Source organism: Ascidiimonas aurantiaca (assembly GCF_037646345.1).
Lineage (GTDB): Bacteria > Bacteroidota > Bacteroidia > Flavobacteriales > Flavobacteriaceae > Ascidiimonas > Ascidiimonas aurantiaca.
On the sequence record NZ_JBBEWR010000001.1, the window covers coordinates 119,254 to 135,055 of the forward strand.

General features: G+C 38.8%; 13 protein-coding genes. 8 read left to right on the forward strand and 5 right to left on the reverse strand.

What is annotated here, in order from left to right; all coding sequences use genetic code 11:
* The first annotated feature begins 4 nt into the window (after positions 1 to 4).
* The gene (locus WAO84_RS00515) at positions 5 to 1,045 is read left to right on the forward strand and encodes a threonine aldolase family protein (RefSeq protein ID WP_340063056.1); all 1,041 of its coding nucleotides are present in this window, start codon (positions 5 to 7) and stop codon (positions 1,043 to 1,045) included.
* A 38-nt stretch (positions 1,046 to 1,083) separates the two neighbouring features.
* Here the strand turns inward: WAO84_RS00515 and WAO84_RS00520 are convergent, their stop codons facing one another.
* Both WAO84_RS00520 and WAO84_RS00525 read right to left on the reverse strand, forming a co-directional pair.
* A complete protein-coding gene (locus tag WAO84_RS00520) occupies positions 1,084 to 1,410 on the reverse strand; it encodes a YegP family protein (protein ID WP_340063057.1) in 327 nt (108 codons plus the stop codon).
* A gap of 90 nt (positions 1,411 to 1,500) precedes the next feature.
* Positions 1,501 to 1,824 (reverse strand): YbaB/EbfC family nucleoid-associated protein, encoded by a 324-nt coding sequence (locus WAO84_RS00525; RefSeq protein ID WP_340063058.1) that lies wholly within the window; start codon positions 1,822 to 1,824, stop codon positions 1,501 to 1,503.
* A gap of 134 nt (positions 1,825 to 1,958) precedes the next feature.
* Here WAO84_RS00525 and WAO84_RS00530 point away from each other — a divergent pair, with 134 nt between their 5' ends.
* From WAO84_RS00530 to capB, 3 genes are all read left to right on the forward strand, one after another.
* Entirely contained in the window at positions 1,959 to 4,022 is a 2,064-nt protein-coding gene (locus tag WAO84_RS00530) for a S9 family peptidase (protein WP_340063059.1), read from the forward strand.
* A 73-nt stretch (positions 4,023 to 4,095) separates the two neighbouring features.
* Positions 4,096 to 5,136: a cysteate synthase gene (capA, locus tag WAO84_RS00535; RefSeq protein WP_340063060.1), complete on the forward strand. Its 1,041-nt coding sequence runs from the start codon at positions 4,096 to 4,098 to the stop codon at positions 5,134 to 5,136.
* 195 nt (positions 5,137 to 5,331) lie between these two features.
* Complete coding sequence (gene capB, locus WAO84_RS00540; RefSeq protein ID WP_340063061.1) at positions 5,332 to 6,591, forward strand: cysteate-C-fatty acyltransferase; 1,260 nt, start codon at positions 5,332 to 5,334, stop codon at positions 6,589 to 6,591.
* A gap of 61 nt (positions 6,592 to 6,652) precedes the next feature.
* On the opposite strand, the gene WAO84_RS00545 is transcribed toward capB, so the two are convergent.
* Entirely contained in the window at positions 6,653 to 7,771 is a 1,119-nt protein-coding gene (locus WAO84_RS00545) for a GNAT family protein (protein WP_340063062.1), read from the reverse strand.
* Between the two features lie 6 nt (positions 7,772 to 7,777).
* Positions 7,778 to 8,779, reverse strand: coding sequence for a transporter (locus WAO84_RS00550; protein ID WP_340063063.1), 1,002 nt, complete (start codon positions 8,777 to 8,779; stop codon positions 7,778 to 7,780).
* A 110-nt stretch (positions 8,780 to 8,889) separates the two neighbouring features.
* On the opposite strand from WAO84_RS00550, the gene WAO84_RS00555 reads away from it, so the two are divergent.
* Genes WAO84_RS00555 through WAO84_RS00570 form a run of 4 tightly spaced genes read left to right on the forward strand, consistent with a single transcriptional unit; the run spans position 8,890 to position 14,352 of the window.
* Positions 8,890 to 9,168 (forward strand): DUF4834 family protein, encoded by a 279-nt coding sequence (locus WAO84_RS00555; RefSeq protein ID WP_340063064.1) that lies wholly within the window; start codon positions 8,890 to 8,892, stop codon positions 9,166 to 9,168.
* Entirely contained in the window at positions 9,165 to 11,606 is a 2,442-nt protein-coding gene (locus WAO84_RS00560) for a YfhO family protein (RefSeq protein WP_340063065.1), read from the forward strand. Before WAO84_RS00555 ends, WAO84_RS00560 begins: the two co-directional genes overlap by 4 nt.
* Positions 11,607 to 11,617: 11 nt before the next feature.
* The gene (locus WAO84_RS00565; RefSeq protein WP_340063066.1) at positions 11,618 to 12,904 is read left to right on the forward strand and encodes a glycosyltransferase family 4 protein; all 1,287 of its coding nucleotides are present in this window, start codon (positions 11,618 to 11,620) and stop codon (positions 12,902 to 12,904) included.
* On the forward strand, positions 12,901 to 14,352 hold the full coding sequence (locus tag WAO84_RS00570; protein ID WP_340063067.1) for a polysaccharide biosynthesis C-terminal domain-containing protein: 1,452 nt from the start codon (positions 12,901 to 12,903) through the stop codon (positions 14,350 to 14,352). Before WAO84_RS00565 ends, WAO84_RS00570 begins: the two co-directional genes overlap by 4 nt.
* A gap of 83 nt (positions 14,353 to 14,435) precedes the next feature.
* Here WAO84_RS00570 and WAO84_RS00575 read toward each other — a convergent pair whose 3' ends face one another.
* Positions 14,436 to 15,722: a hypothetical protein gene (locus WAO84_RS00575; protein ID WP_340063068.1), complete on the reverse strand. Its 1,287-nt coding sequence runs from the start codon at positions 15,720 to 15,722 to the stop codon at positions 14,436 to 14,438.
* Between the last annotated feature and the right edge of the window lie 80 nt (positions 15,723 to 15,802).

A 15,802-nucleotide genomic window follows, 5' to 3' on the forward strand; every position in this document is an offset into this window, starting at 1 on the left:
AAATATGGAGATCAATTTAATAAGTGATACGGTAACGAAACCAACCGCTGAAATGTTGCAGGCCATGTTACATGCCAGGGTAGGAGATGATGTGTTCAAGGAAGACGAAACCGTAAATGAACTCGAGGCAAAATTAGCCGCTATGTTTGGTATGGAAGCAGCACTTTTTTTCCCGAGCGGTACGATGGCCAACCAAACAGCGATAAAACTGCATACCCAACCCGGTGAGCAGCTTATTTGCGATAAATATGCGCATGTCTATAATTATGAAGGTGGAGGGGTAAGTTTTAACAGTGGTGTATCCTGTAAACTGGTAGATGGAAGCAGGGGTATGATGACTGCAGAGCAGGTTGCAGAAAGTATTAACCCGCCAGACTTTTATCACAGCCCCAGAACCACTTTAGTGTGCATTGAAAACACCACCAATAAAGGAGGAGGGGCCTGTTGGGATTTTTCAGAACTGAAGCGTATTAAGAAAGTTTGTGAAGAACATCATTTAGCCTATCATTTAGATGGTGCCAGATTGTGGAACGCACTAGTAGCAAAAGAAGAAAATCCGTTACTATATGGCGCTTTGTTTGATACTATTTCCGTTTGTTTGTCAAAGGGTCTGGGGTGTCCCGTAGGCTCTGTTTTATTAGGAAGTAAAGATGCCATAAATGAAGCACTACGCATACGAAAAGTGTTTGGAGGAGGAATGCGACAGGCCGGATATTTGGCAGCAGCCGGTATATATGCTCTCGATAATCATATAACACGCCTGCGTGAAGATCATAACAAAGCTCTTGAGATAGCAAGTGTATTACAAACCCTTCCTTTTATAAAAAATGTAGAGCCTGTAGAAACTAATATCATTATTTTTAATCTTCAACCAGAAGTAAATGAAACCGGTTTTCAGGCAACATTACGGGAGAAAAATATAAAAATAATTTCCATGGGCCAGGGAAAACTAAGAATGGTTACCCATCTTGATTATACTGATTACATGCATGAAGTTCTTTTAGAGACTTTACAAAGTTTATCTATAAAAAAAACACCGGTGTAGCACCGGTGTTTTTTGTTACTTAATAAGTTGTGGTTTTACTATGCAAGATCCTTAACATTGGCATCCGGAGCATTGTTTTTTACAGACTCAATTCCGTTTTCCATTCCTGCTTCCGAAGCATACATCTGGCTACTTCCAATAACTTGCCCGTTCCCGGCCTTTAGGTTAAAGTGAAACTTACCGTTTGAAGCAGTTTTACGCTCATATTTACTGTCGTCATGACAGTTATTCTTAATGGAGTCAATCCCATTCTTTGCACCATTTTTATCAGTATATCCCTGACTTGATAAAATGATCTGTCCGTTTTTGGCTTTTAAATTGAAATAAAACTTTTCATTGTTTTCGCTCTGAAAGATTTCAAACATATTTTTAAAATTTGAAGGTTGATATGGTTCTAAGTTAAAAAATATATTTTTAACTTATATTTTTTTCAGGTGGTTTCCTGTTTAAAAAAGTTATTTGAAAAGATTTAATCCCGGGATATCGGGCATACCTTCTTTAGCAATGGCACCCAGCTCCGTTTCATGTATTGACGAAGCTTTTTGTATAGCTTTATTTAAAGTTACCACCAGATAGTCTTCCAGTTCCTCTTTATCTTCCGGTAAAGGCTCTGATAATGTAATGGATTTGACCTCTCTGTTGGCTGTCATTACTACTTTAACTTTTTCACCGGGTGAGGTTTCTTCAATGTAAACAGAATTCAACCGCTTTTTAGTCTCCTCAATTTTGGCCTGGGTTTCTTTAAGTTTTCCCATCATGCCCATAAGATCTCCAAACATGTATTTCTTTTTAAGGTTATCATACAAAAATATTAAAATAACCTATTGCCGGCTGTATATTTATGCTTTCCTTGTATAAGCATAGAACATCTTTATTATTTGTGCTATTTTTGCTACATAATTTATTGTATCACATGACTACGACTAAAAGTGTTACGCCTCCTTTGGCAAAAAAGATTCCGCAAAAACTTGAAAAACACGGCGATGTACGAATAGATCCATATTTCTGGCTCAATCAGAGAGACTCTGAAGAAGTATTGGGCTATTTACGAGAAGAGAATGCATATTATGAAGAGATGACGGGGCATACTGAAAACTTTCAGAGATCAATTTTTCAGGAAATGAAATCCCGTATCAAAGAAGATGATTCTTCAGTTCCCTACAAATTTAATGGATACTGGTATATAATACGATTTGAAGAAGGGCAGGATTACCCGATATATACGAGGAAAAAAGAAGTACTGGATGCACCTGAAGAGATCCTTTTTGACGGAAATGAGATGGCAAAAGGGCAGTCATTTTTTGATATTACTGGTATTAACATAAGCCCTGATAATAAATTGGCTGCATACGGTGTTGATACAGTAAGCCGGCGCCTATATACCATTTATGTGAAAAATCTGGAAACCGGAATAATTACTGAAGTGGCCCAAAATACTGCAGGAAACAGTGCCTGGGCGAATGATAACCAGACTCTTTTTTATTCTTCCCGTGATGAGCAGACCTTACGGTCAGATAAAATATACCGCCATACACTTCATACACCCTCAGCCCATAATGAACTGGTTTATCACGAGAAAGATGATACTTTTCACGCTTTTGTTTATAAAACCAAATCCAAAAAGTTTATCGTTATAGGTTCGACAAGCACACTTACTTCTGAGTATCGTATTCTGGAAGCCGATACTCCTAAAAACGAGTTCAGCATATTTGAGCCAAGAAAACGAGGGCATGAGTACAGTATTTATCATTACGGAGAGCATTTCTATATACTCACAAATATAAATGGGGCTACTAATTTTAAACTAATGGCTACGCCCTGTGAAACCACAGAGAGAGAACACTGGGAAGACCTCATCCCTCACAGAGAAGATGTATTACTGGAAGATATAGAGATTTTTAAAGATTTTTTAGTGATCAGTGAGCGTTCCAATGGTCTTAACCAGATCAGGATACGAAGATGGGATGGAAAAGAGGACTATTATTTACCTTTCGACAATGAGACATATACCGCATATACATCTACTAATCCCGATTTTGATACCACAGTACTCAGGTACACCTATAATTCTATGGTAACACCTACCTCTACCATCGATTTTGATATGGTAACCCGGGAAAAAACAGTAAAAAAAGAACAAGAGATACTGGGAGGGAACTTTAAAAAAGAAAATTATATGTCTGAAAGGGTTTGGGCCACGGCAGCCGATGGTACTAAAATACCCGTCTCTTTAGTATATAAAAAAGGAATTAGAAAAGATAGTAGCAACCCTGTTCTAATATATGGATATGGTTCATACGGGGCTACTATAGACCCCTATTTTTCGTCATCGCGTTTAAGTTTACTGGACCGCGGATTTATATATGCCATAGCACACGTAAGAGGAGGAGAGTACCTGGGGCGAAAATGGTATGAAAATGGCAAATTGCTACACAAGCAAAACACATTTACTGATTTTATTGATTGCTCGCGGTTCCTTGTAGAAGAAGGATATACCTCTCCCGAACATTTGTATGCCATGGGAGGCTCGGCAGGCGGATTGTTAATGGGGGCTATTATTAACATGGCACCCGAATTGTACAATGGAGTAGTAGCTTCCGTACCCTTTGTAGATGTGCTTACCACCATGTTGGATGAATCCATCCCGTTAACTACAGGAGAATATGATGAATGGGGAAACCCAAATGAAAAAGAGTTTTACGATTATATGAAATCATATTCTCCATATGATAATGTAAAACCACAACCGTATCCCAACCTTTTGATAACCACCGGATACCATGATTCTCAGGTACAATACTGGGAACCTGCCAAATGGATGGCCAAGTTAAGAATTGCCCAAACAAACAATAGTCTCTTAGTATTGCATACCAATATGGATGCCGGTCATGGCGGGGCTTCAGGCCGTTTTGAAACCCTCAAAGAAGTTTCCAGGGAATATACATTTTTGTTAGATTTGGAAGGTATTAAACAGTAATAAAAAAAAATAATTAAATTTGCAGGGTTTTGGAAGTTTTTCAAAACCAAACCTACACCTAAGCTAACACTTTATGGAAGAAAATATCAAAGCTTACAATAATGTCTTAGAACTCATAGGTAACACTCCCCTTATTAAACTCAATAACATTACAGCGCAATTAAAAGGTCATTTTTACGCAAAAGTAGAAGCTTTTAATCCGGGTCACTCTACAAAAGACAGAATTGCATTATATATACTTGAGGAAGCCGAGCGCAGAGGGATCTTAAAACCGGGGGATACCATTATTGAAACCACCTCAGGAAATACAGGTTTTAGTATTGCTATGGTGAGTATTATTAAAGGATATGACTGTGTGTTGGCAGTAACATCCAAATCTTCTAAAGATAAGATTGACATGTTGCGATCTATGGGCGCTAAAGTATATGTTTGCCCTGCCCATGTAAGTGCAGACGATTCCCGTTCCTATTATCAGGTAGCAAAACGCATGCATGAAGAGATCAAAGGCTCTGTATATATTAATCAATATTTTAATGAGCTCAATATAGATGCTCATTACAAAACAACAGGCCCCGAAATCTGGGAACAAACCAACGGTAAAATCACTCATCTTGTAGCCTGTAGTGGCACGGGAGGAACTATATCCGGTACGGCTCGATTTTTAAAAGAGCAAAATCCAGATATACGTATTCTGGGAGTAGATGCCTATGGCTCGGTACTAAAAAAATACCATGAAACCCGCGAGTTTGATTCAGGAGAGATCTACCCGTATCGTATAGAAGGTTTAGGTAAAAACCTTATTCCTACGGCTACAGATTTTGAAGTGATCGATGAGTTTGTAAAAGTTACTGATGAAGAAAGTGCCCATACTGCCCGGGAAATATCCAAAACCGAAGGTCTGTTTGTGGGATACACCAGTGGTGCTGCCATGCAGGGCGTAAAACAACTGGCCATACAAGGTGAGTTTGACGAGCAAAGTAATGTGGTAGTAGTTTTCCCTGATCATGGTTCCAGATATATGAGTAAGATCTATTGTGATAAATGGATGGGAGAACAAGGCTTTTTTGATAGTAAGAATATTAAAGAAACACAAAGCATTGAATATATTAAATAAATAAACGGGTAATCCGTTTTTGGAAAAGGGAGTTTCGTGACAGCGTTGCTCCCTTTTTTACACCTTAGAAAGTATAGTAAAACAAAGAAGGCAAAAAGGTGTTTTTATGAAATAAGTGATTTATTATGACGAAAGTATAAAAATAGTTATTTTTGCCACTTGGGAAATTTTAACATTTAACTCCTCAAACCGATAATGAAAGATTTATTTGCAAGAATTATTGAGAATAAAGGACCATTGGGAAAATGGGCATCACATGCCGAAGGGTATTTTGTATTTCCAAAGCTTGAAGGGCCTATCTCAAACAGAATGCGATTTAACGGAAAAGAGGTAATAACTTGGAGCATTAACGATTATCTGGGCCTGGCGAATCATCCTGAAGTTCGAAAAGTCGATGCAGAAGCAGCCTCAGAACACGGATGTGCCTATCCAATGGGAGCGCGCATGATGAGCGGACATACTGATATTCATGAACAGCTCCAGGAAGAACTTGCCGCATTTGTAGGAAAGGAGGCAGCCTATCTTTTAAATTTTGGATATCAGGGAATTATGTCTGCTATTGATGCACTGGTAACCAAAGACGATATTATTGTTTATGATGTAGATTGTCACGCCTGTATAATAGATGGGGTAAGGCTTCACATGGGAAAACGTTTTACTTTCAAGCATAATGATATAGACAGCCTGGAAAAAAATCTTGAAAGAGCTACCAAAATGGCCGAACAAACAGGAGGTGGTATTTTGGTTATTTCCGAAGGAGTTTTTGGGATGCGTGGCGAACAGGGCAAACTTAAAGAAATGGTTGCTCTTAAAGACAAGTACAAGTTCCGTTTCTTAGTAGATGATGCCCATGGTTTTGGTACACTTGGTAAAACCGGAGCCGGTGCCGGTGAAGAGCAGGGCATTATGCATGGTATAGATGTTTATTTTGCCACCTTTGCCAAATCTATGGCAAGTATAGGCGCATTTTTAGCCGGCGATAAAGAAGTCATGGACTATCTTAAATACAATCTTCGTTCCCAGATGTTTGCCAAATCACTCCCCATGGTGTTTGTAAAGGGGGCTCTGAAACGTCTGGATATGCTTCGCACCATGCCAGAATTGAAAGCCAAGCTTTGGGAAAACGTAAACGAACTGCAAAACGGACTCAAAAAACGAGGCTTTGATATTGGTACCACCACAAGTTGTGTAACACCTGTATATCTTAACGGTAGTATACCCGAAGCTATGGCTTTGGTAAAAGACCTTAGAGAAAATTACGGTATATTCTGTTCCATAGTAGTTTACCCTGTTATTCCCAAAGGCCTCATTCTGTTACGTATGATTCCGACGGCAACTCATACAATAGATGATATAAATGAAACACTTGAGGCATTCTCTGCAATAAGAGAGCGACTTGAAAACGGCACCTACAAGCGAATGGCTGCTGCTGTTGCTGCTGCCATGGGAGAGTAGAAAAAGCTTTATTAAAGACACTAAATAAATAAAAAGCCGCAACTTTTGAGCTGCGGTTTTTTTATAGCTCTCTCTTAAAAGTCTGCCATTTTTTTATAAGTTGCGGATTGTAATTTTTCCATAAAGCCTGTACCGCAGTATTGTCTTCTAATTCAGGATTTGTTTCTACCGTTTTTATATTTCGTTTTATGAAATTTTCAATAGTTTTTTGAAAAATAACGGCTGTGAGTCCTTTACTTTGATAGTTAGGATCTACTCCTATTAAAAAAAGATTGGCTTTGTCATTTCTGTTTTTGGCCCTAAGCAAGTGTAAAAAACCAAAGGGAAACAATTTACCTTTTGCTTTCTGCATAGCATTGGCAAATGAAGGCATGGTAATAGAAAATGCTACCAGGTTATCATTCTTATCGGCTATTAAAGTTATAAAATCAGGATGAATGAATTTAAGATATTTTTTTTTGTAAAGCTCTACCTGGTAGGGTTGTATAGGGACAAAAGAGTCTAAATCTTTAAAAGAACGGTTCATAAGATCAAACATACCATCTGCATAATGAATAAGTTCTTTAGAAGATCTGAAACCCAACAGTTTTAAGTGGTACCGTTTTAAGACGAGGTTTGAGAACTTCTTAATTTTTTCGGGAACTCCCGTGGGGACCGATATTTCATACTCTACCCATGATAGTCCTGTAGTAAAACCGAGGGCTTTCATGTGCTCGGGATAATAGGCGTAGTTATAGATGGTAGTCATGTTGTTTACGCGTTCAAATCCGTCAACAAGCATCCCTGCCTTATCCATATTTGAAAAGCCTACCGGGCCCTCTATGAAAGTAAGTTCAGCATTTTTACCCACTTCTGCTACTTTTTGAAAAAGAGCAGTGCTTACCTCCAGATCATCTATAGTATCAAACCACCCGAAGCGCACTTTTGGCTTTTCCTGTTCTTTTACCTCAATCCAGTTGATGATAGCCGCAATTCGACCCACAATTTCATCATTTTTGAATGCCAGGAAGAGCTGTGCTTCGGCATTTTTAAATACCGGGTTAGTTTTTTCGTCAAAAATTCGCATCTCTTCCGCGATAAGCGGAGGCACCCAATATTTAGAGCCTTTGTAAAGTTGAAAAGGAAAGGTTACAAATTTTTTTAAAAGTGCCTGGTTAGTTACTTTTTTTACCTGGATCATAGCAATTTAATTATTGTCTTCCGAAGAATCTTCAAGGGTATTCTCTTCTGTATTTTTTCTTTTCTTTTTGTTTTTTTTAGCTTTTTTTCGTTTTCCGGTCTTTACCTTTTTTATCCCCGTATCAATTCGCTTTATTTCATCTTTGTGATAATCCAGACGGTAAGAAATACCAATATTACCAAAGAGCCTCGAGGGCGTATCTTTCACACTAAAACCGAAAGAAGCATCTACCTGAAAACTTTTGTTGAGCAACCTGGCAGCACCTCCTCTAAAAAGCAGATCTGAGTATATATCACTATTAATTCCCTGATTCTCTGCAAAAATTGACCATTTTGGATTTTTAAGTGTATGGGTGAGTGTAATTATGTAACTAAGCGACGGATCATCGGTAGTAAACTTATTGTAGTATATATTTGAGACGAGCACCCACCTGCCGGCAAAATGGCTTTGGGTCATAACTCCCACTATCGGGCTTATAGAGGGATCATTCGGTAAAAAAGGATTGTCTGAAAAAATAATATTGGCACCTGCATAGATGGATACCGCGGGAATAAGGTCTTTCCATTTAAAAGAATTATTGGCTTTCCAGCTATACAGATTGGGTTTCGAAGCTTCCTGGTTTTTAAACGGATCAAAAATAAGATATTTTAAACCTACTGTGTTTCTCAGAAAATCACTGCGGTTTTCTTCTAAAGCGGGATTAAAAGCATTAAATGTAATATTCTCGAAGGCATACGAGCCATCCCAGATAAGTTCAAGCTGTTCAAATAGAAGGCCGTATCTGAATGCAAAATCGATCCCGAAAAATCCTGACTCGGTTCTTAGCCCTGTGTGTTTTTGTCGTTCTGTAAATAACCCGAATTCACCCTGAATTACATTTTCACCTACTGCATAAGCACTCATCGAAGCACCGGGACGGTTAGAATTAATTACATCTGTATATTGGGCATTGGAGGTGTGATATATAGTAAACAGCGCTAGTAACAGCACAATGGGAAGTTTTTTCATAAGATCAGGTTTTGGTCAAATATACTTGATTTTATTATTTTTTTAAGAGAAATACCCCAATTTTAAGCGGGTAGTGTTGTATTTTTGATTTTTGTAAAATCTACGTTTTCATGCAATTATTAAGAACTCTTTTAATTATTGTTTTAGTATATTACGGCCTCAAAATACTGGCAAGAATTTTTGGCCCTTCACTTTTCAGGTATGCTTCCAAAAAGGCCGCACAGCGGTATAATCGAGGTTTTAGGCAGCAGAGAAAAGAGCCTTATCAAAAACAAAAAGAAGGAGAAGTAACTATAGATACGCAGTCTGCACCAAAAACTTCGGGTAATCGTAAAGTAGGCGAGTATATAGATTTTGAAGAAATAAACGAACCAAAAAAGAGTAAATGAGCTTTTCGTTAAAAAAAGTACTTCCGCATGTAGGTATGGTACTTGTTTTTGTTGTGACTTCACTGGTTTATTTCTCCCCCGTATTGCAGGGAAAACGTATTTACCAAAGTGACATTGTACAATATTTGGGAATGGCCCGGGAACAAACTGATTTTAAAAATGAAACCGGAGAAGAACCTTATTGGGTCAATAATGCCTTTGGAGGTATGCCAACCTTTCAGTTAGGAGCCAATTATCCGCACAATTATATAAAAAAGCTGGATAAACTCATACGTTTTTTACCACGTCCGGCAGATTATCTTTTTTTGTATTTTTTGGGCTTCTATATTTTTTTCCTGGTTTTAAAAAATGATTACCGTCTGGCCGCGTTAGGTGCTTTGGCCTTTGGCTTTTCTACGTATCTTATCATTATACTTGGGGTAGGGCATAATGCCAAAGCCCATGCTATTGGCTATTTTCCTTTGGTACTTGCGGGTATTGTACTGGCTTTTCGACAAAAATATATATGGGGGTTTTTACTCACCACTCTCGCTATGGCATTGCAAATTAGTGCCAATCACTTCCAGATGACCTATTATCTTCTCTTATTGGTATTGGTTTTAGGTGTGGCATATCTTATAGACTCCATTAGAAAAGGAGAAGTGCTACATTTTGCAAAAACTACGGGCATATTGGCAATAGCAATAGTTCTATCGCTTGTTTTAAATGCAACCGGTCTCATGGCAACTAAGGAATATGCAGCCTGGAGTACCCGCGGTGAAACAGAACTTACCTTGTTACCAGATGGGTCACCACGAGGAGATGATAACGGACTCTCAAAAGAATACATCACCGAGTATAGTTACGGACTAGCAGAATCTCTTAATTTATTCATTCCGGGGTTATTTGGAGGCAGTAATAGTGAAAATCTGGGAGAGAACTCAGAAACCTACCGGTTTATGGTTCGGGAAGGTTTTTCCAGGGCACAGGCTAAACAACTTTCCGAAGGATTACCGGCCTATTGGGGAGATCAACCCATTGTAGCAGCGCCTGCCTATGTGGGAGCGACCGTCATTTTCATGTTCCTCTTAGGGGTGTTTTTAGTAAAAGGGCGTTTAAAGTGGTGGCTCTTAGGTGGAGCTATTCTCTCTCTGGTGTTATCATGGGGTAAGAACTTCAGTATCGTAACCGATTTCCTGATAGCATATTTTCCTATGTATAACAAGTTCAGAGCCGTATCTTCCATACAGGTGATCCTGGAGCTCTGCGTGCCCGCACTGGCCATGGCAGGTCTGTATCGACTTATGACGGATACCGGACGGGAACAAAAAGAAAAAGCACTTAAAACCACAGTTGGTATAATAACCGCAGTATGTGCCTTATTATTCGTTTTTAAGGGTAGCTTCAGTTTTGAAGGAGTTAATGACCTGTATTACCGGAAAAATATTTTTGGAGATGCTATCATGGATGCTATTGTAGAGGACAGAAAAGCCCTTTATACCAGGGATTTACTACGTTCTTTTATTCTAGTGTTAGTAACGGCAGGTTTGCTTTTTGCATTTCTCAGAGAAAAACTGCGTAAGAATACTTTATTATTGGTATTAACCGTAGTAGTATTGTTTGATCTTGTAGGCGTGGCAAGGCGTTATGTAAATGATGATGATTTTGTACAGGCCCGTATCTTGGAGCGTCCCTTTTCCATGAATACAGCCGACAAAGAAATACTTCGTGATACTACCGTATTCAGAGTATATGATCCCTCAGATGGTATGTCCGGAGCCCGGGCAGCATTCTTTCACAATTCCATAGGAGGGTACCATGCTGCCAAACCGGGGCGTTTTCAGGAACTTTACGATTACCAGATTGCCCGAAATAACGTTTCGGTCTTAAACATGCTTAATGTAAAGTATGTGTTTCAACAAGATGAAAAAGGAAATACATATCCAGCAGTAAATCCCTATACCAATGGTAATGCATGGTTTGTATCGTCCCTTATCAGAGCAGAGAACGCAGATGAAGAAATAAATGCACTCACTGATTTTGACGAAAAGAACCAGGCGGTTTTACGTGCGGGAACCGTACCTGAGACACTTTTTTCAACCCCGTTGGTCAAAGACAGCACTGCTTCTATAAAATTAACTTCATATAAACCCAATCATCTGGTATATAAAGCCCATACTGCTCAAAATGCCTTTGCGGTATTTTCGGAAATATATTATCCTAAAGGCTGGAATGCTTACCTTAACGGAGAAAAGGTACCTCACGTAAGGGCAAATTACGTTTTAAGGGCTATGGAAGTACCGAAGGGGCAGCACACTATTGAGTTTCGTTTTGAACCTCAGGTGGTGATAACCGGCAGCAGAATAAGTCTGGCAGGCTCCGTACTTTTTGTCCTCCTCACACTGGGAGCATTATACTATGAGTTTAAAGTTCGTAGAAATACGATATCTTCGGAATAACGATTTCCAATATGGCGGAAAAAGTACTTATTATTACGTACTACTGGCCACCAGCGGGAGGGCCGGGGGTGCAACGATGGCTTAAGTTTGTAAAATACCTGAGAGAGTTTACCATAGAACCGGTAGTATATGTACCGCAAGACCCTCACTACCCATTTAAAGACCCGACATTGTCGGAAGAGATTCCGGAAGGGATAACGGTATGGAAAAAGCCTATTTTTGAACCTTATGGGCTGGCCTCTGCCTTTGCCGGTAAAGAAGTGCATACTATAAGTAAAGGCATCATCCCCGAGAAAAAACAAACCTTAATACAACGATGTCTTTTGTGGCTAAGAGGAAATTTGTTTATTCCGGATGCTCGCAGATTTTGGGTGCGTCCTTCTGTAAAGTTCCTTAAAAAAAAGTTAGCACACGAAAATATTGAAACCATTATAACAACGGGGCCTCCGCATAGTTTACATCTCATAGGAGAAGGCTTAAAAAAACATTTTCCCAACGTACGATGGATAGCCGATTTTCGAGACCCCTGGACCACTATAGGGTACCACAAAGATCTAAAACTGACCAATTACGCGAAAAGGATACATGAAAAGCTGGAAAAAAAAGTGCTTACCACGGCAGATCATATTGTAGTGACCAGTCCTTCTACAGCGACCCTTTTTAAAGCACATACCTCACGCCCCATATCGGTTATTACCAACGGTTTTGACAAAAGGCCAGATACGCCACAGAAAAGATCAGATAAGTTTGTTTTGGCTCATATAGGGTCTTTATTAACAGGTCGTAATCCGAAAATACTATGGGAAGTGCTTGCTGAACTTCAAAAGGAGGTTGAAGGGTTTGCAGAAGATCTTGAGCTGGCCCTTGCCGGGGTTGTTAGTAAAGAGGTATTGGGAGAAGTTTACAGTGCAGGTTTACAAAATAATACCAGGGTAATGGGGTATATTTCTCATGAAGAAGTACTCAGGTTACAGTCTTCGTCATCAGTGCTCATACTTATTGAAATAAACAGGGAAGAAACCAGAAGCATCATACCCGGGAAACTTTTTGAGTATATGGCATCCCAAACTCCGGTTATTGCCATAGGCCCTAATGAATGGGATGTGTTTCAGATCCTTCAGAAAACAGGAATAGGTTCAGGCTATACATATACTCAAAAGCAAAAATTAAAAGAAAACATAGTATCTTATTATCAAAATTTTAAAGAAGGGGTAAAAACTACTTCTTATCCCGATATAGAAAAGTACAATAGAAAGTATTTAACTGCGAAACTCGCTAACGTGATCAAGAATATATGATGGGTACCATTGCCAGTCAGTCTTTTAAAAATATGGTTAGCACATATCTGGGCTTTCTTTTTGGTGCACTCAATATCCTTTTTTTATATCCCTTTTTTCTTAAAGATGATTATTTTGGCCTTATAGGATATCTGTTATCTACGGCCAACATAATGATGCCTCTCCTTGCCTTTGGAGTACCCAATACTTTTGTTAAATTCTATACATCGTACAAGACAGATGTTGAACAGAGGCGTTTTACCACAACCATGTTCTTTTTGCCGTTATTCATTATCCTGCCCGTAGGTCTTATAGGCATATTGGCGTACCAACAGATTACCGACATACTTACCTCTGTTAACACGATCACAGAACCTTATGTCTGGACCATTTTTGTAGTAGCAGCGGCTATGGCCTATTTTGAGGTTTTTTATGCTTGGTCAAAGATCCATATGAAAACGGTATATGGTAATTTTTTAAAGGAGGTTTTTCACAGGGTAGCCATTATGGTACTTTTGTTAATGGTGTCTTTTAGCTGGCTTACCCCAGATCATTTTATTTATGCTGTAGTGGGAGTTTATCTTATACGCAGTTTACTCATGATGGTAAGTGCCTTTGGAATTCGTAAGCCGGTATGGGAGTTTAAGTTGCCTAAAAACAGTAGTGCTGTTTTGAAGTATTCTTCACTTATTATAGTAGCAGCTTCTGTAGCAGTTATTTTACTGGATATTGATAAGTTTATGCTGGGGCAGTATATTGCTATTGAAAATATAGCTTTTTATAATGTAGCCGTATTTATATCTATGGTGATCATAGTGCCTGGGCGAGCCATGCATCAGATCACATACCCTATAACGGCCAGTCTTATGAACAAAGGAGATACAAAAAAGCTTGAAAGCCTTTATAAAAGAAGCTCACTTACTCTTTTTGTTGTGAGCGGGCTATTGTTTTTACTTATAACTATGAATATAAATGAGTTGTACAGGTTGCTGCCTGAGCAATACAGTGAGGGGATATGGGTAGTTTTGTGTATTTCTCTGGCTAAGCTTACTGATAATATACTGGGAAACAATAACTCTATAATTTTTAACTCCGATTATTACCGGGTAATGCTGTATTTTGGTGTTTTTCTGGCTGTTCTTACCATCATTCTCAATATGATATTCATTCCTGTTTGGGGTATTCACGGTTCTGCTTTTGCCACACTACTGGCTTTTCTAATATATAACACTATTAAAATAAGCTTTGTATATAAACGGTTCCGGATACATCCTTTTTCAAAAGGAACTGTGATATTGGGTGGAATATTGATACTGTTGTCTCTGGTATTCTATTTCTGGAATTTCACTTTTCATCCTATTCTCAATATAGCCTTAAAATCGCTTTTAATAGGAGGGGGATACGTAATACTTATAAAAGTATTTAATGTTTCTGATGATATCTCCAGGTTGCTACGTAAATATCTATGATAAGAAGAATCCGCATTCCCGATTAACGATCCTGCGGATTCTCACTAAACTAACCAACCAAATCTATAAAACAACGTAGTTTACTAATTTCTTCTTCCTCTTCGTTCTCCTGAAGCTTTTACTGCCCTGGAGCTTCTGTTTTTTTTGGAAGAACTATAGCTTTTCCCTGAATGGTTTGTAGAGGCCGTTTTTACGGAATTACGGCGTGAGGATGGGTTTCTTCCAACAGAATTGTCTTTTCTTCTGTCATGGGCAGACACCGCTCTCTGGCTCTTTTCCCTGGCTCTACTATTTTTATTTACTTCATTCCGATAGGTATTTCGTTTTCTATCTACTGTATTTTTATTGGCAATACGCTGATTCCTGTTAACGGCATTAGCATCTCTGTTTCTTTGTGTGTGTTGTACCGCAGGGGTATTGCGTGATCTTCTTTCATCAGTATTTCTGTTGGCAACACGCTGGTTCCTGTTAACGGCATTAGCATCTCTGTTTCTTTGTGTACGTTGTACCGCAGGGGTATTGCGTGATCTCCTTTCATCAGTATTTCTATTAACTACTTGTGACCTTCTGTTTGAACGAACGTCTGATCTTACTGAATTTTGATTTCGGCTTACCTGACCTGATGAACGGTTATATCCTCTTCTGGTAGCTACCCGGTCTCTTTGACTATAATTGGCACGGGTAACTCGTCTGTCATTCTGGTAAATGGCATGCCTTCTGTTATTTCGTTTATAATGGTAAGTTCTACCAACAGTTGCATGACGAAACCTCACATTATTTCTATAGGGCCTGTGAAATGTAAATCTCGCAGGGTTGTAAAATCTTCGGTAAGGCCTGTAATCTACGATGCAAAACATTTGGGGCGGTAATCTGAAAAACCTGTGAAAAGGTCTGTAAACATATACACGGTTGTGTATATTGATAAAACCATTAAACCGGTTAAACCTTCCCAGATGATTATAGTTAATGAACAGACCACCCACTCTAAACAACCTTCCTCTGTCATAAAACAGATCTACAGAACCAATACGGTTTACACGGCCGTAAAAATCATAGAATATAGGTATGTTCTCTATCTGTATAACGGCTCCGAAATCATCGTATTGAATAAAAGGATCATAATTGAATCCGGAGTTGAAACTTAAGTTTACATTTCCAAGATTTACGTTGGCTCCTACAAACGGACCCTGATCTGCATAGAAGTCAAACTGGCCATCAGGAAAAACTGAAAAGGTAATTCCCCCTTCCATGAAAATAATGGAATTTTGATAACCAAAAGACCTGTTGTCAAATACGTGTTCGGTGCTATTGGCATTCAATGCATAAACACCGGTAACTGCTGCAATAAAAAAGATGACCAGATTTTTCATGACACTAAGTTTTAAATTAAACATAACTTTTGGTTGATACTTCAATAGAATCAAACAGCGTGCCAAAAAACCAGGATGCA

What these genes read in the sequence shown, in the direction of transcription:
- WAO84_RS00560 (WP_340063065.1), top strand. Translation starts at nt 9,165, where the DNA reads ATGAGCTTTTCGTTAAAAAAAGTACTTCCGCATGTAGGTATGGTACTT.
- capB (WP_340063061.1), top strand. Translation starts at nt 5,332, where the DNA reads ATGAAAGATTTATTTGCAAGAATTATTGAGAATAAAGGACCATTGGGA.
- capA (WP_340063060.1), top strand. Translation starts at nt 4,096, where the DNA reads ATGGAAGAAAATATCAAAGCTTACAATAATGTCTTAGAACTCATAGGT.
- WAO84_RS00565 (WP_340063066.1), top strand. Translation starts at nt 11,618, where the DNA reads ATGGCGGAAAAAGTACTTATTATTACGTACTACTGGCCACCAGCGGGA.
- WAO84_RS00545 (WP_340063062.1), bottom strand. Translation starts at nt 7,771, where the DNA reads ATGATCCAGGTAAAAAAAGTAACTAACCAGGCACTTTTAAAAAAATTT.
- WAO84_RS00555 (WP_340063064.1), top strand. Translation starts at nt 8,890, where the DNA reads ATGCAATTATTAAGAACTCTTTTAATTATTGTTTTAGTATATTACGGC.
- WAO84_RS00525 (WP_340063058.1), bottom strand. Translation starts at nt 1,824, where the DNA reads ATGTTTGGAGATCTTATGGGCATGATGGGAAAACTTAAAGAAACCCAG.
- WAO84_RS00570 (WP_340063067.1), top strand. Translation starts at nt 12,901, where the DNA reads ATGATGGGTACCATTGCCAGTCAGTCTTTTAAAAATATGGTTAGCACA.
- WAO84_RS00530 (WP_340063059.1), top strand. Translation starts at nt 1,959, where the DNA reads ATGACTACGACTAAAAGTGTTACGCCTCCTTTGGCAAAAAAGATTCCG.
- WAO84_RS00575 (WP_340063068.1), bottom strand. Translation starts at nt 15,722, where the DNA reads ATGAAAAATCTGGTCATCTTTTTTATTGCAGCAGTTACCGGTGTTTAT.
- WAO84_RS00515 (WP_340063056.1), top strand. Translation starts at nt 5, where the DNA reads ATGGAGATCAATTTAATAAGTGATACGGTAACGAAACCAACCGCTGAA.
- WAO84_RS00550 (WP_340063063.1), bottom strand. Translation starts at nt 8,779, where the DNA reads ATGAAAAAACTTCCCATTGTGCTGTTACTAGCGCTGTTTACTATATAT.
- WAO84_RS00520 (WP_340063057.1), bottom strand. Translation starts at nt 1,410, where the DNA reads ATGTTTGAAATCTTTCAGAGCGAAAACAATGAAAAGTTTTATTTCAAT.